This window comes from Bradyrhizobium sp. NAS80.1, assembly GCF_001908205.1.
GTDB lineage: Bacteria > Pseudomonadota > Alphaproteobacteria > Rhizobiales > Xanthobacteraceae > Bradyrhizobium.
This window is the reverse complement of sequence record NZ_LGHL01000051.1, coordinates 1-18556: the sequence shown is the minus strand read 5'-3', so window position 1 is coordinate 18556 and position 18556 is coordinate 1. Positions and strand designations below refer to the sequence as shown.

Annotated in this window: 16 protein-coding genes; 3 read left to right on the top strand and 13 right to left on the bottom strand. The window is 62.3% G+C overall.

The genetic code is table 11. The annotated features are described in order from the left end of the window. Positions 1–530 precede the first annotated feature (530 nt). From AC629_RS13385 to AC629_RS48615, 9 genes are all read right to left on the bottom strand, one after another. A complete protein-coding gene (locus AC629_RS13385; RefSeq protein ID WP_084805220.1) occupies positions 531–1532 on the bottom strand; it encodes a transketolase family protein in 1002 nt (333 codons plus the stop codon). A 3-nt stretch (positions 1533–1535) separates the two neighbouring features. Continuing rightward, positions 1536–2372, bottom strand: a complete 837-nt coding sequence (locus AC629_RS13380) for a transketolase (protein ID WP_168195467.1) — start codon at positions 2370–2372, stop codon at positions 1536–1538. A gap of 13 nt (positions 2373–2385) precedes the next feature. Next, on the bottom strand, positions 2386–3726 hold the full coding sequence (locus AC629_RS13375) for an aspartate aminotransferase family protein (protein ID WP_168195466.1): 1341 nt from the start codon (positions 3724–3726) through the stop codon (positions 2386–2388). 47 nt (positions 3727–3773) lie between these two features. Beyond that, positions 3774–4688 (bottom strand): ABC transporter ATP-binding protein, encoded by a 915-nt coding sequence (locus AC629_RS13370; protein WP_245331845.1) that lies wholly within the window; start codon positions 4686–4688, stop codon positions 3774–3776. Between the two features lie 44 nt (positions 4689–4732). Beyond that, positions 4733–5722, bottom strand: a complete 990-nt coding sequence (locus AC629_RS13365) for an ABC transporter ATP-binding protein (RefSeq protein WP_084805217.1) — start codon at positions 5720–5722, stop codon at positions 4733–4735. A 1-nt stretch (position 5723) separates the two neighbouring features. Further along, entirely contained in the window at positions 5724–6611 is an 888-nt protein-coding gene (locus tag AC629_RS13360) for an ABC transporter permease (protein ID WP_084805216.1), read from the bottom strand. Continuing rightward, positions 6604–7548, bottom strand: a complete 945-nt coding sequence (locus tag AC629_RS13355; RefSeq protein WP_084805215.1) for an ABC transporter permease — start codon at positions 7546–7548, stop codon at positions 6604–6606. The genes AC629_RS13360 and AC629_RS13355 overlap by 8 nt, the downstream gene beginning before the upstream one ends. Before the next feature lie 81 nt (positions 7549–7629). Then, complete coding sequence (locus AC629_RS13350) at positions 7630–8973, bottom strand: ABC transporter substrate-binding protein (RefSeq protein ID WP_245331844.1); 1344 nt, start codon at positions 8971–8973, stop codon at positions 7630–7632. Then, complete coding sequence (locus tag AC629_RS48615) at positions 8927–9142, bottom strand: hypothetical protein (RefSeq protein WP_245331843.1); 216 nt, start codon at positions 9140–9142, stop codon at positions 8927–8929. Before AC629_RS48615 ends, AC629_RS13350 begins: the two co-directional genes overlap by 47 nt. A 299-nt stretch (positions 9143–9441) precedes the next feature. Here AC629_RS48615 and AC629_RS13345 point away from each other — a divergent pair, with 299 nt between their 5' ends. Together AC629_RS13345 and AC629_RS13340 are read left to right on the top strand one after the other, a co-directional pair. Continuing rightward, a complete protein-coding gene (locus AC629_RS13345) occupies positions 9442–10158 on the top strand; it encodes a GntR family transcriptional regulator (RefSeq protein ID WP_084805214.1) in 717 nt (238 codons plus the stop codon). Positions 10159–10189: 31 nt separating this feature from the next. After that, positions 10190–11860, top strand: coding sequence for a N,N-dimethylformamidase beta subunit family domain-containing protein (locus AC629_RS13340; RefSeq protein ID WP_084805213.1), 1671 nt, complete (start codon positions 10190–10192; stop codon positions 11858–11860). 631 nt (positions 11861–12491) lie between these two features. On the opposite strand, the gene AC629_RS13335 is transcribed toward AC629_RS13340, so the two are convergent. The 4 genes from AC629_RS13335 to AC629_RS13320 all read right to left on the bottom strand — a co-directional run bounded on the left by AC629_RS13335 (position 12492) and on the right by AC629_RS13320 (position 15233). Beyond that, the gene (locus AC629_RS13335; RefSeq protein WP_084805212.1) at positions 12492–12869 is read right to left on the bottom strand and encodes a hypothetical protein; all 378 of its coding nucleotides are present in this window, start codon (positions 12867–12869) and stop codon (positions 12492–12494) included. A gap of 103 nt (positions 12870–12972) precedes the next feature. After that, on the bottom strand, positions 12973–13488 hold the full coding sequence (locus tag AC629_RS13330; protein ID WP_084805211.1) for a DUF1269 domain-containing protein: 516 nt from the start codon (positions 13486–13488) through the stop codon (positions 12973–12975). A 289-nt stretch (positions 13489–13777) separates the two neighbouring features. Then, on the bottom strand, positions 13778–13978 hold the full coding sequence (locus AC629_RS13325) for a DUF2905 domain-containing protein (protein WP_063707261.1): 201 nt from the start codon (positions 13976–13978) through the stop codon (positions 13778–13780). 217 nt (positions 13979–14195) lie between these two features. Then, on the bottom strand, positions 14196–15233 hold the full coding sequence (locus tag AC629_RS13320; RefSeq protein ID WP_084805210.1) for a zinc-dependent alcohol dehydrogenase family protein: 1038 nt from the start codon (positions 15231–15233) through the stop codon (positions 14196–14198). A gap of 890 nt (positions 15234–16123) precedes the next feature. Here AC629_RS13320 and AC629_RS13310 point away from each other — a divergent pair. Continuing rightward, positions 16124–18280 carry an exonuclease domain-containing protein gene (locus AC629_RS13310; RefSeq protein WP_084805209.1) on the top strand — a complete coding sequence of 719 codons (2157 nt, stop codon included), beginning with the start codon at positions 16124–16126 and terminating at the stop codon, positions 18278–18280. Positions 18281–18556: the final 276 nt, after the last annotated feature.

Below are 18556 nucleotides of genomic sequence, written 5' to 3'. Positions count from 1 at the left end.
CTTAGCCTCTCGCGCCCGACGCTGCCGCGTCCACCGCAAGCCCGGCTCGCGAAACGTGACGACACAAGATCGCCCCTCAAGGATGAGCCGGGATGGGCGACACATACGATATTTCCGAATTTCGGTAACGTGGAATATTTTGGTGGGGAGGGGTTGACGGGGTGGCGGGTATTTTGCCCGACGGGGAGTTTTACCCGCATGGAGGAGGCGATACTCTGGCTTGTGATCGAGATCGTGCGGCCGACTTCGACGAGACTCCAAATCCAGCATCAGTGCTCGGCGCCGGTCGCGCCTTGGTCGGCTATTTTCAGATGCTGAACGAGCGAGCCGGCATCAACGGCCGGCCCACTATCTTGGAAGCACTATACTCTTTTCGGCGAGCAACCACGCTCGCAGGTAGCATCTCTATCACGCGCCAGAGGCCGCCATTCACACGCGCGATCTGTCTGCGCCCACCCAAAGCGTAGCGCATCGCCAACCCTTGGCAGCCGGGCTCAGGCGCGCCGTAAAAGCACCCTACCAATGCCGTCTTATGAGTGAGCGAGGCTCACAAATGCGCGGACGATGGCAGCGGTCGAGAGACCGTATTTTTCGAACAGATACTGGGCCGTACCACCTTCAGCAAATACGTCGGGCACGCCGAGCCGCGCGAACGGCACGGCCATGCCGGCTTCTCCGAGCACCTCCGCCACCGCCGAGCCAAGACCACCGATCACGCTATGATTTTCGGCCACCAGCAGCGGCTTCCCCCTCGCGGCGATACCAAGGATGCCGTCTCGGTCGAGCGGCTTGATGGTGTGCGCATTGACAACTCCGACGTCAAGCCCCTGCGCCTGCAGATCGGCCGCGGCTTCCATCGCGAGGGCGACCATCACCCCGGACGCAACAATGGTTCCGTCGTGGCCCTCGACAATCGGCTGCAGCTTGCCAAGCGTCAGCTTCGGCACCTCCGCAGGGATGACCAGAGGCATCTCGCCGCGCTTGATGCGCATGTAGACCGGACCGCTATGGGCGGCGATCGCTTCCAACAAATCGGTCACCTGATCGCCGTCGGCCGGCTCGACTACCATCATGTTGGGCACGGCGCGCATGATCGCGACATCGTCAATGGCTTGATGGGTCGGGCCACCGGGAGACGTCAACCCCGGCATGAATCCGACCAACTTCACATTGGCGTTGGGATAGGAAATTTGCAGCACGACCTGGTCCAGCGAACGGCGCGTGGCGAACACGGAGAAGGTGTTGACGAAGGGAACGTCACCCTCGCGCGCCATACCCGAGGCAGCACACATCAGGTTGGCCTCGGCGACGCCGAAATTGAAGAACCGCTCGGGAAACTGGTCACGGAACAGATCGGTCTCGGTTGGTCCGGTGAGATCGGCGCCGAGACAAACGACGTTCGGATCGCGCTGGGCAAGCGCCACCAGCGCCTGGCCATAGGCCTTCATCTTCAGCGGAGTTTCGCTGCGCCAGATCGGGGCCGATTTGGCGATCGTGATGCCCGGGGCTGAACGGTAAGCGTCGGTAGACATTGATCAAGCCTCCAGTTCGGCGAGGGCGCGTGCGGCAGCCTCCGGCGGCAGTTTGAGGAAATGGCTGTAGGTGCCGGCGAGGAATGAGACACCGTGGCCCGGAATGGTGGTCGCGATAATCGCGGTGGGGCGGTCAGGTTCCTGACGCGCCGCGTCGAGCGCATCGAGAACCTGCGGCACGACGTTGCCGTCGATTGTCACGACCCTCCAGCCGAACGCCGCCCATTTCGCCGCGATATCGCCCATGTCGATGACGCGGTCGGTGCGGCCGTCCACCTGCATGTTGTTGACATCGACGATCGCGCAGACGTTGCCGAGGCGGAAGCTTGCCGCGGCCATCGCCGCCTCCCAGGTCTGGCCTTCCTGCAGCTCGCCATCACCGATTACGACGTAGACCCGCGACGGCCGACGGCGGCGCCGCAACGTCAGTGCCTTGCCCACGGCCACGGAGAGGCCCATGCCGAGCGAGCCGCAGGTGGCTTCCACGCCGGGCAGGCGCTCGGAGGCGATGATCTCCATCGGGCTGCCATCTCGGCCATAATCGTCCATCTGCGCCATGGGCATACAGCCGCTCTCGGCGAGAGCTGCGAACAGTCCAACGCCATAATGCGCCGGCGACAACAAGAACTGGTCGCGGTCCGGCCAGCCGAGATCGTCGGGCCGGTACGCCATCTCGTGGAAGTACAATGCGGCCAGGATGTCGGCGCAACCGAGCCCCTGGCCGGCATAGCCTTCGCGCAACGGTGCCACCATGCGCACCACATGCTGGCGCAGGCGCTTCGCCTTCGCCTCGACTTCGTTTGCGGGTAAGGCCAACCCTCGAGGCGGTATTCTGCTCATCGCTCTTCTCCAGTCACTGTACGCGGTTGGAAACAGTCTCGCGCAGCGCCGCTTCGAGCCGCTGCAGGCCCTCCTCCGCTTCAGCATCCGTCATCACCAGCGGCGGCGCGAGCCGCACCACGTTCGATTGCGAGCCGGACGGCGGCAGCACGATGACGCCGCGGGCCGCGGCGGCCGCGACCACCTTCAGCGCGCGCTCGGGATCGGGCGTCTTGTCGATCGGATTGTCGACCAGTTCGATCCCCGTCGACAGACCCATGCCGCGACCATCGCCAACGCCGGGAATCTCCTTCACCCAGCGGGCGAAGCGCTGATGGAAGATGGTGGTCAGATGTCGCGCGCGCGCCACGAGGCCCTCGCTCTCGATCACGTCCAGCGTGGCGAGACAGGACGCGCAAGCCAGCGGATTGCCGCCGTAGGTAGAGCTCAGCGCGCCGGGTGGAAGCGCGTCGAACAGATCGTGCCGGCCGATCACCGCGCTCATCGGCAGACCGCTGGCGATGCCCTTGGCAACCGCCAGCAGATCAGGCTCGACACCATGTTCCTGGAAGGCAAACCAGTTGCCGGTCCGCCCGAAGGCCGACTGAACTTCATCCATGATCAGGAGCGCACCGAGCTTGTCGGCAAAGCCGCGCAGCCGCCGCCAGAATGCGGACGGCGCCACATGCGCCCCGCCCGCGCCAAGAAAGGGCTCGACGATGATGGCGGCGACCTGGCCGATGGAATTGATGCGAACCACCTCCTCCGCCATGTCCATGCACAGTTCGGCCCATTGTTCGGGATCGAACTGCGACGGCCGGCGGTAGCTGTTGGGGAACGGCACCACGATGGAGCCAGGAACCGTGGGGCCAACGATACGTCGCGTGCCGGGCATGCCCGACAGCGACGAGGTGCTGATGGATTTACCGTGGAACGACTCGGCGAAGGACACGATCTCGAACCGCTTCGTCGCCGCCTTGGCGATCTTGACCGCGCTGTCGATGGCCTCAGCGCCGGTTGAGAACAGCGCCACCGCATCAAAGCGGCCGCCAGCGTAGCGAAGCAATCGCTTGCCGACCTCGGCGCGCAGCGGATGCGGCGCGTCGTAGCAGTTCAGCAGCCGGGCGGCCTGCTCCTGAATTGCCTTGACCACCTTCGGATGACAGTGGCCGGTATTGGCCACCAGCACACCCGAGGTGAAGTCGATGAACTCGCGGCCTTCCACGTCGCGGATGCGAGCGCCGCTGGCGCTCTCCCAGACGATGGAAGCGTGCCCAGGGGCCAGCGACCAGAGATGCGTGGCCTCCTCGCCGCGATAGTAGCTCGTACGATCAGGATGGGCGGATGCCGCGCTGTCGCCTGCATTGGGGGTCAAGGGCGCGCTGGGTCCTTGGTTTGAATGACTGAACATGTCGGAAGAAGTCAGATGAGATGACAGGCGGCCTGGTGTCCGGATCCGACGGTGCGGACCGGCGGCGCCTCAACGCGGCAGCGCGTCTCGACCAGAGGGCACCGGCTCGCGAACCGGCACCCCGTCGGAGGATCGATCAGGCTGGGCGGCTCGCCCTGCAACATTTCCCGCGGCTTCGCCACGCCGCGGACGCGCGGCACCGCATCGAGCAACGCACGCGTATATGGGTGGCTTGGCGACTCATAGAGCGCCCGTCGGGGTGCGATCTCGACAATGCTGCCGGCATACATCACCGCGACGCGCGTGGAGACGCTGCGCACTACCGCGAGATCATGGGCGATGAAGAGATAGCTGAGGCCGAATTGCGCCTGCAGGTCCATCAGCAGGTTGACCACCTGCGCTTGCATCGAGACGTCGAGCGCGGACACGGCCTCGTCGCAGACGATCAAATCCGGCTGCAGCGCGAGCGCGCGGGCGATCACGATGCGCTGGCGCTGCCCCCCGGAGAACTCGTGCGGATAACGCCGGACGGCGCTGCGCGGCAGCCCCACCATGTCGAGTAACTCCTCGATACGTGCCTGCCGTTGGCGGCGGTCGAAGCCGCCCGTAATATCCAGCGGTTCAGCGATGGCGTCGCCCACCGCCATGCGTGGGTTGAGTGCCGCCTGCGGATCCTGAAACACGAATTGCAGCCGGCGCCGGACAGCCTTCAGATTGGCCTTGGCGGCATCGCCGCTGATGTCGCGGCCGAACAGTCGGATTTGCCCACTGGTGGCGGGATAGATGCCAACTAGCATGCGTCCGACGGTAGACTTGCCGGAGCCGGATTCGCCGACGAGGCCGAGCGTCTCCTCGGCTGCGATGGAGAAGCTGACATTGCTGACCGCGTGCAGCGACTGCGCGTTGCGGCCGCGCGTGCCGTTCATCGGGAATATCTTGGAGACGTTGGTCACCTCGACGATCGGTGCGGTCATGCCGACCTCCTGGCCGCACGCGGCGGACAGCGGGTCTGTCGCTGCTCCGACAGGCGGATCATCGCAGGCGCCGTTTGTCTGCAGGTCGGCACCGCCTCGGGGCAGCGCGGATGGAAGCGGCAGCCTTCAGGCGGCCGGCCGGGATCGGGAATCGAGCCCGGGATCGTGGCCAGCCGCGCGGTATCAGAATCGATGTCGGGGATCGCACGCAGCAGCCCGTCGGTGTAGGGATGCATCGGCTGTTCGAACAGGCCTGCACCCACGGCATCTTCCACCACCTGGCCGGCATACATCACCGCGATCTTGTCGGTGAATTCCGAGATCACGCCCATATCGTGCGAGATCAGGATCACCGACATGCCGAGCTCCCGGCGGAGCTCGCGCAGCAGGTTGAGGATCTGCGCCTGTACGGTCACGTCGAGTGCGGTGGTTGGCTCGTCGGCAATCAGGATCTTCGGCCGGCAGGCAATCGCCATCGCGATCATCACGCGCTGTCGCATGCCCCCGGACAGCCGGTGCGGATACTCGGCCACGCGGCGACGCGCATCGGGGATGCGCACCATGTCGAGGAGCTCGACGGCCTTCTTCTGCGCATCATCGGCCCCAAGACCCTGGTGGATGCGCAAGGTCTCGCCGATCTGGTCGCCGATCGTGAGCACCGGATTGAGCGAGGACATCGGATCCTGAAAGATCATTGCGATCTCGGCGCCGCGGATGCGCCCGAGAGCTCGAGGCGGCAGCGTCAGCAGGTCGCGCCCCTGATAGCGGATACGCCCTGAGGCGATGCGGGTGGATTTCGGCGGATGAAGCCCAAGCACGGTGAGCGCCGTCACGCTCTTGCCGCTGCCGGACTCGCCGACGATGCCGAGACATTCACGATCGGCGAGGTCGAGGTTGACATCCTGCACCGCGGTGATCCAGCGGCCGCCGCTGCGGAACTGAACGGTGAGTTTTTCGATCGAGAGAATATTGTCGGATGGCTGCATCTCAACCCTCGATCTTCAGCCGCGGGTCGAGCACGTCACGCAACCCGTCTCCCAGAAGGTTCATGCCGAGTGCTGCGAGGCTGATGCCAAGGCCGGGAAACAGCATGATCCACCACGCTTCGACCGAGTAGTCGCGCCCTTCCGCAATGATGTTGCCCCAGCTCGGGGTTGGCGGCGGCGGACCGATACCAAGGAAGCTGAGCGCTGCCTCAGCCAGGATAGCGTAGGCAAACACGAAGGTGAGTTGCACCAGAAGTGGTCCGACGCTGTTGGGCAGGATGTGGCGCAGCACGATGCGCAGTCCGCTCGCGCCGCTGATCCGCGCGGCCTGGACGTAATCGAGCTCGCGGACCACCAGCGCGGAGGCGCGGACGATGCGTGCGGTCCGCGGAATATAAGACACCGACAGCGCGATGATGACGCTGTGGACCTGGGGTCCGAGCGCCGCATTGATCCCGATCGCCAGCAGGATCGGCGGAAACGCCAGCAGCGCATCCATGATCCGCATAACCAGGGAATCGATTGCGCGCACATAGCCCGACAGCACGCCAAAGATGGTGCCTGCGATACCGGACAGGATCGCCACCCACAGGCCGATCACCAGCGACAGGCGCGCGCCGTGGACGAAGCGGGAAAGGATGTCGCGTCCGAGTGCGTCAGTCCCCATCCAGAACCGGGCCGATGGCGGCCGGAAGCGGAAGCGCATCTGCATGGCGGTCGGATCAGCGGTGTGGAGCAGCGGGCCCACGACCGCGACCATCACCAGCAGGGCCACGATGACGAAGCCGATGCGAAAGGAGAGATGACGGAACAGACGCCTCGCGAGCGCGGCGCCCCGCTGCAGCGCTGACGGCGCGACCGTCGCCGGGTCGAGAGCCGCGTCAGTCATAGCGGACCCGCGGATCGACGACGACGTAGAGAATGTCGGTGGCGATGTTGATGAGAACGAAGATGAAGCCAAACAGGAGCAATGTCCCCTGAACGAGCGGATAGTCACGGGCCAGCACCGCCTGGACGACCAGACGACCGACACCAGGAAGCGCGAACACCTGCTCGACGATGACCGATCCGCCGATCAGCAGGCTGAAGATGTATCCGACCACCGTGAGGACGGCGATCAGTGTATTGCGGAAGCCGTGCTTCCAGAGCACGCGGCTTTCGGGCGCGCCCTTAGCACGAGCCGTGCGGATGAAATCCTGGTCAAGGACGTCGAGCATGGCCGAACGCGTCATGCGCGCGAGAAAGCCGACCTGGAACAGCGCGAGCACGATGGCGGGCTGCAGCAGCGCCAGCAGCCAGGGAAGGAAGCCGTCGCTGAGCGGCACATAACCCGCCGACGGCAGCCAGCCGAGCGTAACCGAGAACAGGATCACAGACAGGATAGCGATCCAGAAGCTCGGCACCGATACACCGAGCAGCGCGATCGCCATCACGGCCACGTCGATCCAGCTATCGCGCGCAGCGGCAGCGATCACGCCGAGTAGAATGCCGACGGGCACAGTGATCGCGATCGACACCACTGCGAGCGACAGGCTGACCGGCAGCCGCTCGGCCACGGCGGACACCACGGTCTGGTTCAGCGTGAGCGACGTACCGAGATCTCCCGAGAGGAGATGCGTCACCCAGGAGACGAGTTGCTCCCAAAGCGGCCGATCGAGCTGCAGGCGCTCGCGAATTTGCTGGATCGCCTCAGCGCTGGCTCCATCGCCAGCCATCAGCACCGCGGGATCGCCGGGCAGCAACTGCATCAGGAGAAAAGCCAGGACCGCGATGATCAACAAGACCGGCACGGCATGGGTCAGTCTTACAGCGACAAGGCGAAGCATGAGAGCGGACTTCTGGGAGGAGCGGACGGACGATCAGATCGGCAGCAACGGCGGCCTGCACGCAGCCGCCGTTGACCGCAACTACTTCAGCGAGATATTCCAGAACCGGTTGATGTAGAAATCCCTGAAGTCGGGCAGCCGCTTGCGGTTGAGGGCCTGGATCACGCCGATATCCGCAATCTTGATCATGTAGGCCTGCTCGAGAACCCTCTTCTCGATCACGCGCCAGGCGGTTTTGCGGTCGTCCAATGCCAGCGATGTGTAAAACTTGTCGTAGGCTGCATCGAGCTCGGCATCGTTCTTCACGTGCGGGAAATTGTAGACCATGAATTTCCACTGCTGCGGACCGAGATTGGGATTGGAGCAGAAGGACGTCGACGAGATGTTCCAGCCACCGTTGCCGGTCTGCATGTTGGAGGCGTTGGTCGCCCAGTCCACCATCTGCACGTCGGACGCGATGCCGGCCTCCTTCAACTGCTCGGACAGCACCAGGATGGCATCGCGGAATTCCGGATAGGTCGCCGTAGTCATCAACTTCAGCTTATGGTCTGGCTTGTAGCCCGCCTGCTTGGCGAGTTCGCCGGCGAGCTTGGGGTTCTTCTGGTCATAGAACCCGTTGTTGATGTCGCCGCCATAGTACTCGCCGCCCGGAATTGTCATGGAGTGGCTGCGCTTGGCGGGGCGGCTAATCGCCCCGATCATGTCGTCGACGCCGACGGCGGCGCGGATTGCCTGGCGCATCTGCACCGAGTCAGTCGGTGGCTGCTGGGTGTTGACGATGAAATATTGCTGGCAGGCGAGGATGCGGTTGACCTGCAGGTCCGGTCGGCCTTCGATACGGCCGGCGAGATCCCGCGGCACGTTGGAGATAATGTCGGCCTCGCCGGTCTGCAGCGCCGCGATGCGCGCATTGGCTTCCGGCATGAAGCGGTAGCGAACCGAACTGACATTGACGGTCTTACGACCAACGAGGCCGTCGGCGGGCTTGCCACCCTCGTCCGCCACGTAGCCATCGAACTTCTCGATGATCAGGTGGCTGTCCTTGCGCCACTCGCCCAGCTTGAAGGGTCCGGTCCCGATGATCTCGACCTCGCGGGCCGGTTTGTCCTTCTGCTCGGCCGGCAGGATGACGAAGGGATAGACCGGCGACTTCAAGACGTCGAGGAAGACCGCGTTGGTCTTCTTCAGATGGATGATGAAGGTGAATGGATCGGGAGCTTCGAACGACTCGACATCGGCAAGCACCGCAGCGTTGGGGCTGATCCGGCGATAGCGCTCGAACGACGCCTGCACGTCGGCGGAGGTCATCTCCTTGCCGTTGTGAAACTTGACGCCGTGGCGCAGCGCGAAGGTGAAGGTCTTGCCGTCGTTCGCGACATCAACCTTCGATGCCAGCATCGGCTTGGCGGCATAGCTGCCGTCCACCCCCCACCAATCCCTCGAAGATGTGGTGGACGACTTCGAGATCGACGGTGCTGCTGCCGACGTAGGGATCGAGCGTCTCCGGCCCGGCGGTGTTGCCGTAGACCAGGGTGGTCGCCTTGTTTTGAGCTGACGCTGGAGATGCAGCCAGGGAGCCTGCAAGCAGAGCCACTGCCGCGGCTCCCCATAAACACTTGACCATTCTCATGCTTCCCCCTGTTCGCGCGCAAATTTGGCTTCGTCTTTAGCGATAGTCGATAGGATATATCCTATAGACAAGCTAGACATCGCCCACTAAGCTTGTCAAGCACATCGCAAGTCCGCGTTGATCTGACCCGATCTCGCGGTGTGCCGGACGAGATTCACGAGCAACCCGTAAGACGGCAGAGGCCTGCCCACTCCATTCATGTTGATGCCTGTTCTCAGTTTTGCGGCCGAGCCCGCTTTCCTTTTCAGCCACGGACATTCGTCATGCAGCCTTTGAAGAAAGTCGCGCGCGAAAACCTTGCAACGCGGGCTTACGGCCAGCTGCGAGAAGCGCTGATGCAGGGCCAGCTCAAGCCGGGCCAGCGGCTGAAGATCAACGAGCTCGCAGTGATGCTTGGCGTGAGCGACACGCCGATACGCGAAGCGGTGATGCAGCTCTTGCGCGAGCAGGCGCTTGAATTCACCAGCTCGCAAAGCTTCCAGGTGCCGAAGGCTTCATTCCGCCGCTACGCGGAGATCCGCGAGATCCGCCTGCGGCTCGAACCACTCGCGGCGGAAAAGGCCGCACAACTGATCACGCCCGAGGCGATCGCCGCGCTCGAACAGGCACACGCTGCGCTGGCCGCGGCGGAAAAGCGCGGCGACTCGCAGGATGCGGTCTACCAGAACTACGTCTTCCATCTCGGCGTCTGCCGCGCGGCGGCGATGCCGAGCCTGACGACGATTCTCGAAGGCCTCTGGCTGCAGAGTGGCCCGACGCTGAACCTGCTCTACCCTCACGCGGTGCCGCATTATGCCGGCGAGCACCAGCACGTGCGGCTGATCCGCAGCTTGAAACAGCGTAACGCCATCGCCGCGGGCGAGGCGATCCGCGCCGACCTGGAAGAAGGCGGCGCCGCGCTGATGGAGTTGCTGAAAGCCATAGAGGAAGGGCGCATCACCGCGCCCGAACTGCTCGAAGCTGCCGAAAGACGCGCCTGACCGTCGAATGATACATCAAGGGAAGCCTACCATGCCGAAGGACGACAACGCCGCGCGCCCCGAATTCAAGCCGATGAACATCCACGATCGGCGCACGACCGTGATGCATCCCGACAACGCGTGGCATTTGTCGCATTGGTACGAGGCGCCAGCCGAAGACCCCGCGGTACCGGAGGTCTACACCTACACCGACGCGATTTCCTACGCGCCCGGCCACGAAGTGCGTTTCCACAGCAGCAGCACCGCGCCGCGGTGGACGTTGCAGGTCTGGCGCGATGGCCTGAAGCCGACGCTGGCGCATGAGGCGAAAGACATCGCCGGAGAATTCCATGCGATGCCGAAGGCGGCCTATCGGGATGGTTGCGCCTGGCCGGTCAGTCATCGCTGGACCCTGCCCGCCGACATCGCCTCCGGCTTCTACCGCGTCGTTTCGACCTGTGATCTCGGCAACGGCTCGCAATTCGTGCAGCACCATTTCTTCGTCGTGACCCCGACCGACTCCAAGCCCGCGAAAAACCGCTTCCTGCTGATTCTGCCGACCTCGACGTGGCTGGCTTACAATGATTGGGGCGGGGCGAACTATTACGACGGGATCGACGGCGCAACCGGCAAGCAATTCTCTCCGGTCCTGAGCATCGAACGGCCATGGACACGCGGGCTGGTCTGGCTGCCGCCCGGCGCACCTCGGCTGTGCGACACGCCCAAGCGCCGCCCGCTGGAAGCGCCGCGCTATCCGACCAAGGAATGGGCCTTCACCAACGGGTTCGCTCAATACTACGCCTCCGCCGGCTGGGCGCAGTTCGACCGTCACTTCGCAGTCTGGGCCGAGCGCGAAGGCTACGATTTCGACATCATCACCCAGACCGACCTGCACTACCGGCCGGGGATCCTGTCACGCTACGGCACCGGCGTCATCGTCGGCCACGACGAATACTGGACGCGCGAGATGCGCGACACGGTCGACGCGTTCGTCGAGGCCGGCGGCAAGATGGCGCGCTTCGCCGGCAATTTCCTTTGGCAGATTCGCTTCGAGAACGACGGCCGGCAGCAGGTGTGCTACAAGGCCCGCGCGTTCGAGGAAGACCCAGTGCGCAACACCGCGAACAAGCACCTGCTGACGTGCGGCTGGGAAGATCCCGCAGTCGCACATCCCGGTGCGACAACCTTCGGTGTCAACGGCATGCGTGGCGTCTATGCCTCGTGGGGCGGCTTTGCGCCACGCGGCAGCCGCGGCTTCACCGTGTATCGCCCCAAACACTGGGCTTTCGACCACACCGACACTCACTACGGCGATATCCTGGGCGAGGACGCCGGCATCTTCGCTTATGAAGTAGACGGCCTCGACTACACGTTCCGCCAAGGGCTCCCTTACCCGACCCACGAGGACGGCGCGCCGCAGGGCGTCGAGATCCTTGCCATGGGCCCTGCGGTCTATGTGGAGGACGAGTATGCCGGCGAAGGATTCCGCTACTATCTGCGCGACAGCGGCCTTGCCAACAAGGCGAAGCGCCTGTCGGGCTCGACCTCTCCGGAAGCGTTGCAGAAACACCGCTACGGTTCGGGCATGATCGTGTCGATGCCACGCGGCAAGGGTGAGGTGTTTACGGCCGGAAGCTGTGAATGGGTTATGGGCCTGGCTCGGAATGAATTCTACACCGAGCAGGTGACGCGAAACGTCCTAAACCGCTTCCTCGGTGATTGAGGCCGGACGACACTACGACGCAAACCTCGTCTCAAGCAACAAGCCGGCGGTCGCATGTCAGGACGGTGACGACCGCGGCCAGCATAGGCAGTTCGGACCGCGTCCAATCATTCGGCCGTGCAGCGCGCTCTATGTTTTGAATTGAAATAGCGACAATTATAGATCACCGGCCGTCACAGCTCCGACCCGCTACTGTTACGGGTACAAGATCGTGGTTGCGCGTGGAAAATTGTGACTCATGGTAGCCGGCTATACCTGCGTTCTCCCCGCAGTTCACTGGGCAATTGGCCTTTGAGCGATCGCTGGAGCCGAGAATAGCACTGGAGCGGCAGCGGCGAGTTTCAGAACCTTGCGACGATCAAGCATTTTGGAGCGCCCCCAATCACGCTGCTTTACTTTTGCGGTAGCGCCGCGTCTGACTGCGCGTGCTTTGCCAGGGGCAATGTCCGATTGTCCCCGATAGATGCGGCTCAGACCGATGTAACAGTTGGTGCGTGTTGGTCCGCAAGGTATCGTGCCTAAGTCCACCTGCGCTCGCGACGCCAGGGAAACTCGCCAGCAGTATCGCGACAACACTCGCGATCGAATAGGTTATGCCGCCTCCAAACGCAGGCAATGGATGCGAGGAGCGCTATTTGATCGTCGCGTGCACAGTGATTACCGACGTGCCAGAAGCCGTCGGCCCCTGCCCCGTTGCCTTGATGGCAAAAGTATCGCTTCCCTTGTATTTGGTCTTCGCTTTGTATTCGAACGTAGACTGATTGAGCCTTTTCAGCTTGCCGTGTGCCGGTTTCTGAGAGATGTCCGAGCCATTCACAGTGCCGCGCATCCTGATTGGGAATTGGCAACTTTCCCCGGATGCAAGGTCAATGTCGGCCATCGAATTCTCGCCCCAATCCGCTAGCGTCCCAGAAATTGAGCATTCAGTGACGGGCCGCGCCAAAGACACAGACAGCAGGCTTGAACCGCCAGCGATAAGCACCAACGCGGCGACCTTGGACAACTGCATAGTCGGCTTCTCCGCAGAGTTGCCAGTTTACGGACATCGCTCCTCAGGCACCCCGCCATGCGCCTACCTCGATTGAGAGGGCCGCAGCAGGCGAGCGCGGCCTTCAAACTGACGGCGAGGGAGGAACGGCTGCCTGGACATTAGCCAATGCCGCTTGAAGCGCCGCTTCCTTGGTGTGGTCGAGCGAAGTTTTTAACACCGTACCGCCTTCGCCCTTGAGACCTTCAAGCACTTTGTCAGCTGTTACCTTACGCACCAACACAAAGAGGGCAGCGGTTCCGGGTTGAATAGCGGCAGCGGTTTCCTTCATCCATTTGTCGTCGATGCCGACATCGGTCAGATATCCGCCAAGGGTGCCGGATGCCGCACCGAGGGCAGCGCCCACCAGCGGCATCAGAAAGATCAGGCCGATAAGCGCTCCCCAAAAAGTACCCGAAACCGCACCCGCAGCCGTGGTGTTGATTAGCTGGTTAAGTTTGATGTGACCTTGAGCATCCTTCACCGCGACCACCGCGTCGCCAAGCTCAATCAGGTACTCTTTCTGCATCGCCAGCAGTTTCTGGCGAACTTCTTCCGCCTTTGCTTCCGTGGGAAACGCAATCACGACCAGGTCACTCATGGTAGTTCTCCTTTTGGAAGCCCGAATTGCAGACCAAATGACGGTCGCTGGTCTTGATCTACGTCAATCTATCACGCGAGAGCGCATGACGCTGAGGTCCGACCGCGACGCAAACAGCACCTGTAGAGTTCCTCCTATTGCGGCCACCAAGCTCAAGCGCCGTGAGTACGTCGCCCGCGTTTGTCTTAGTTCCGCTCAGCCACTGCGCGACTGAATGTAGCCGACTGCTCCCGGCACTGTGCGATCGATCAGTCCGCTTATCCCAGTCGCTCCCAAGGTTCGCATATTGTTACCGATTCACCAGCCAGAAGATTACGCTCAGCACCACGCTGATGATGAGCGAGGTCATCAGCGGAAAGTAGAAGGAAAAGCCCGGCCGCTCGATAGCGATGTCGCCGGGAAGCCGACCGAGCCCAAGCCTGCCGATGAAGGGCCAGACGACGCCGGCGGCGAGGAGGACCAGCCCGAAGATGATGAGTGTGCGGGACATCCTAACCTCCATCAACCTAGCGTTCGACCGCGGCGAGCCGACACTTTTCTACCCGGATCCCGGCCTCCGCTCTTTAGCTAGGGATGGTCCCCGCGACGCTGCAAGGCTTGCTCATGAATTTCGCGGCGCTTCGGGTCATTCGCGTCATGTTCGGTCGCTCAGGGGCCACAAGGCGAAGTGGCGCGGCTTTTCAAAAACGGCGTTATGCAGAGCATCTCTAGGGCGCGATGATCACCTTGAGCGCGCCAGTTTCGGCAGCTCGCGAAAAGATGTCGTAGGCCTCCATGATCTGATCGAGCCTGAAGTGGTGGGTAATCAGCCGCTTCGGCTCAATGCGCTTCGAGGCGACGGTCTTCAGCAGCATCGGCGTCGATACGGTGTCGACCAGGCGCGTCGTGATCGAGATGTTCCGCGACCAGAGCAGTTCGAGGTGAAGGTCGACTTTGACGCCGTGAACGCCGGCGTTCGCGACGATGCCGCCAGGAGAGATGATGTCCGTGCAGAGTTCGAAGGTCGCGGGCACCCCAACGGCTTCGATGGCGGTGTCGACCCCGGCTCCGCCGGTCAGCACCATCACTTGCTCGGCCGCCTTGCCATCGCCGCTATTGACAGTCTGCGTCGCGCCGAACTGGCGAGCGATGGCGAGACGCTTGTCGTCGAGATCGATCATGATGATCTCGGCCGGCGAGTAGAACTGCGCGGTCAGCAGTGCCGCCAGCCCGACGGGTCCAGCGCCGACGATGGCGACGCTCGAGCCTGGAGCGACCTTGCCGTTCAGCACGCCGCACTCGAACCCGGTCGGCAGGATATCACTGAGCATGACCAGCGCCTCCTCGTCCACGCCATCAGGCAGATGGTAGAGGCTGGTGTCGGCATGGGGCGTCCGGACGTATTCGGCCTGCGTGCCGTCGATCTTGTTGCCGAGGATCCAGCCGCCGGTCCGGCATTGCGAATACATGCCGCGGCGGCAGAAATCGCACTTTCCGCAGGACGAGATGCAGGAGATCAGCACCCGATCTCCCGGCTTGAACGCCGTGACGCCGGCGCCGACCTCATCGACCACGCCAATGCCCTCATGGCCGAGGATGCGGCCCGGCGCGCAGGTCGCGACGTCGCCCTTAAGAATATGCAAGTCCGTCCCGCAGATCGTGGTCTTTGCGATCCGAACGATCGCATCACTGGGCTGCTGGATAGTGGGCTTGGGCCTGTCTTCGATCGATTTTCCGCCCACTCCTGTATAGACGAGTGCCTTCATCGCCGATCCTCCGATTTTCAGTTTGCGGTCTTACTTCTCGTTCTTGAGCAGGGTGTCGCTCGCCTCGATGATCTTGAGCTCCGGATGTGCCTTGCGGTAGACGATCAGTTGGTGCTCGCCCTACTTCGCGCGGGTGATGTGGGCGAAGTGCTTATTTGCGAGACCGTTGTACCAACCGCTGTACCAGGCGGCCAACAGGTCGGCGTCTTCCTGGTAGATGCCGGCGAGCTGCGCGCAGGTCAGCGATTGAATGTCGACGTAGCCATTCGCGTCCGTTTACGCCGATAACGACGTTTGAGCCTGAGCCGCTGATGCGGCGAACGCTACTGCCACAACACAAGGAAGATAGCCGAAAACCCATTCGAACGACAAGGCATGCCCTCAGCGTCGGCAATCGCCGCGACCTGGTCGGAGACCGGACCTACGTCGACGGCCCGATCGTCGTGATCGAGATGATGTCGCCGGGATCGAAGCCTCGCGACGACGGTCTCAAGCACACGTTCTATTGGTACAGGCCAACAGTCCAGCACATCATCCGAAGGCCATGCCAGTCATCCTGACAACGGCCGAAGAATACGACACTTCGATGCTCGGCCCTGGGACGGTGCTCGACGGCATTGGTGACACCTGCCCGAACTGCCCCGACGATACCTAGTCTGGAATGAGCGCGACACTGCGCGAGGAGGTCTAGGGACAATGTTGAGCGTGGCCCTTGACAAGAGAGGACTACGAGAACAAAGCTCGAACATGATTTGGTCTTTTCAACCGAGGCGGTCGGGCGTCACGTCGTTCGTGCGAGATTCGGCGGCGGGGGCGCCCGCCTTCCCTGATCTGCCGCACATCCGACTTGAGTGGCAGCCATCCGCAGTCGCTCGCCGGGGCGACCGCAGATGAAACTACCGGTGTTGCCCGTCTATTACTATCTCGACCACTTCGTCGAGATGCTCAACTTCGTGCAAAAGACTTACGGCTCGATCCTCACCGTAGAGCACCACGCCTTCATTGGTCGCTTCGAACGCCTTTCGAAAGACGCCCGATGCCTCCTAATCCGGATGGTGAACAGACGTGGCGCGATCTTCAATCGATCGCTGTTTAACTACCCGGAGATCACGGACGTCGAATGCGCGGCGTCCGAACTGATGGCGGTCGGTCACGCCAGGATACTCGGCGAGACTGACTATGCGGCGTTCGTCGCCTGCCTTCCTAAGGATGTCCTCGTCACCGGAGCGCAAGCGGCCGGGCGAGGAGACGTCCGCAAATCGTGGTCGAAACCAAAGTTCGTCGACTATTATCTCGAAAAGATCCCCTTCTCTGTCGCCGCGCAGCACTGCGGCGCCCATAAGTTCATCGCGCTCGACCACACACGACCGATCGAGTTCCTGCTCTATCTCTATTTCGGCAAGACCGAGGTTGATCTGAAGAACTTCGCGCTACGTGATCTTGGCATTCTGCGCACCAATCAGGAGACTTCGTTCAACGCACGATTTACCGACGGCGAAGAGGCAATGGCCTCGTTCCACTATAGCCAGATCCTCGATCGGCTCGAGGTCAAATCGGAGACCGTCTATCGGCAAGCGGCCGTCGATATCCTTGCGGGCCCCGTCTGCGGGACCGAATACGCTACCGATCTTCGCAGCCGGGCTGCACATCAAGCAGGCCTGTTCTTCGAGAAGAATGAGGAGGGGGATCTCGCCCAACAGCTTTATCGTGCGGGCTCCTCGCCAGACTGCAATGAGCGCCTGGCTCGGCTGCTCTACAGCGCGGGCGACCCAATCGGGGCCGAAGAACTGCTGCAGCGGATGATCGATGATCCCGCCAGCGATGGCGAGCATCTTTTCGCCACGGATTTCTACGCTCGCAAGTTCGGAGGGCAGCGCGCGGGGCTTTACACCGAACTCCTGCGGTCCGGTCGTGTCATTAAGGTCGACGACACCCATCGGGGGGATCCGGAAACGGGTGTCGCCGGCGTTCTACGGCGCGAGGGCGCCGAGGTCTATTTCGCGGAGAACGTGCTGTGGCACACTCTGTTCGGTCTGCTGTTCTGGGATGAACTCTTCGAAAGCGCGCAGTTGCCCAGCGGCTTCGATTGGGTACCGCACTGCCTGAAGGACCGGAGTTTCTATCGGCTGTTCGCCTCGACGATCGACGAGAAGCTGGAAGCCATCGGATCCGGAAAGGCTTTTCCGATGATTCTGCGCAATGTCGCAGCAAGATGGGGACGACCTAACGGGATCTTTGCCTGGGACCATGTGCAGGTCGAGGCGCTAAATTCGCTGCTTGAGGGAGCCAATCCCACCGGCATTGCCAGGATCATCCGTGCGATGTGCGACGATTTCCGCAGCATGCGAGATGGCTTCCCCGACCTGATGATTGTCCGCGATGGCAAAGTCTCGTTCATGGAGATCAAGGCCGAAGGCGACGTCATCCGGCGCAATCAGCTTACCCGCCTCCGTCAACTCGGTGCCGCCGGCATCGTCGCCGAAATCGGCCGCGTCGATTATCGCTTCGACCCCGAACAAGACTACGTCGTGGTCGACATCGAGACCACCGGCGCCTGGTCGAATGGCGATCGCATCACCGAGATCGGCGCTGTGAAGGTCCGCAATCATCAGGTCGTCGACGAATGGCACAGCTTGATCAATCCGCAGCGTCCGATCCCAGCGAAGATCGTTCAATTGACCGGCATCACGAACGAGATAGTGCGCGACGCGCCCCTGTTCGCCGAAGTGGCCGACAGTTTCTTTGAATTCATGGGCGATGGCATTTTCGTCGCCCATAACGTGAATTTCGACTACGGCTTCATCGCCTACGAGTTCGAGCGGCTGGAACGGCGTTTCCGATTTCCGAAGCTTTGCACGTGCGCCGGGATGCGGCGGCGTTATCCGGGGCATAAATCCTACGGACTCGGCAAGCTCTGCGAGATCTACGGGATTGAGCTCGATAATCATCATCGGGCTCTGTGCGACGCGCGAGCCTCCGTTCACCTGCTAAACCTGATAAACCGGAAGCGCGACGAGGAAATAGTCCAAAACGCAGAGGCCGCCTAGCGGCGCAGGTTCCAGTTCCCTGCTTTGACGGACCGAGGCCGCCGCAGCCATGCAGACTTGCGACATAGTCTCCTTTAGCATCGCCGCATGGACCCATCGGATCAAGAGCACACCGGCGCTGCAACGCCCCACCGCAAGATCATCCACATTGATATGGATGGTGCGCCGTGAAGGCGCGAGAGAGGTGAAACATGATTTAAGTAGCACCTCTTACGCTCGCTGATTTCCTACCGACGGCTGAAATGTCGTCTCGACTGCTAGAGCGACAGTCGAAAG

Bases quoted from the DNA above. Each gene is read 5' to 3' on its own strand.
- AC629_RS13325 (WP_063707261.1), bottom strand. From the start codon at position 13,978: ATGTCCCGCACACTCATCATCTTCGGGCTGGTCCTCCTCGCCGCCGGC.
- AC629_RS13320 (WP_084805210.1), bottom strand. From the start codon at position 15,233: ATGAAGGCACTCGTCTATACAGGAGTGGGCGGAAAATCGATCGAAGAC.
- AC629_RS13385 (WP_084805220.1), bottom strand. From the start codon at position 1,532: ATGTCTACCGACGCTTACCGTTCAGCCCCGGGCATCACGATCGCCAAA.
- AC629_RS13370 (WP_245331845.1), bottom strand. From the start codon at position 4,688: ATGAACGGCACGCGCGGCCGCAACGCGCAGTCGCTGCACGCGGTCAGC.
- AC629_RS13310 (WP_084805209.1), top strand. From the start codon at position 16,124: ATGAAACTACCGGTGTTGCCCGTCTATTACTATCTCGACCACTTCGTC.
- AC629_RS13355 (WP_084805215.1), bottom strand. From the start codon at position 7,548: ATGCTTCGCCTTGTCGCTGTAAGACTGACCCATGCCGTGCCGGTCTTG.
- AC629_RS13340 (WP_084805213.1), top strand. From the start codon at position 10,190: ATGCCGAAGGACGACAACGCCGCGCGCCCCGAATTCAAGCCGATGAAC.
- AC629_RS13380 (WP_168195467.1), bottom strand. From the start codon at position 2,372: ATGAGCAGAATACCGCCTCGAGGGTTGGCCTTACCCGCAAACGAAGTC.
- AC629_RS13360 (WP_084805216.1), bottom strand. From the start codon at position 6,611: ATGACTGACGCGGCTCTCGACCCGGCGACGGTCGCGCCGTCAGCGCTG.
- AC629_RS13345 (WP_084805214.1), top strand. From the start codon at position 9,442: ATGCAGCCTTTGAAGAAAGTCGCGCGCGAAAACCTTGCAACGCGGGCT.
- AC629_RS13365 (WP_084805217.1), bottom strand. From the start codon at position 5,722: ATGCAGCCATCCGACAATATTCTCTCGATCGAAAAACTCACCGTTCAG.
- AC629_RS13330 (WP_084805211.1), bottom strand. From the start codon at position 13,488: ATGAGTGACCTGGTCGTGATTGCGTTTCCCACGGAAGCAAAGGCGGAA.
- AC629_RS13335 (WP_084805212.1), bottom strand. From the start codon at position 12,869: ATGCAGTTGTCCAAGGTCGCCGCGTTGGTGCTTATCGCTGGCGGTTCA.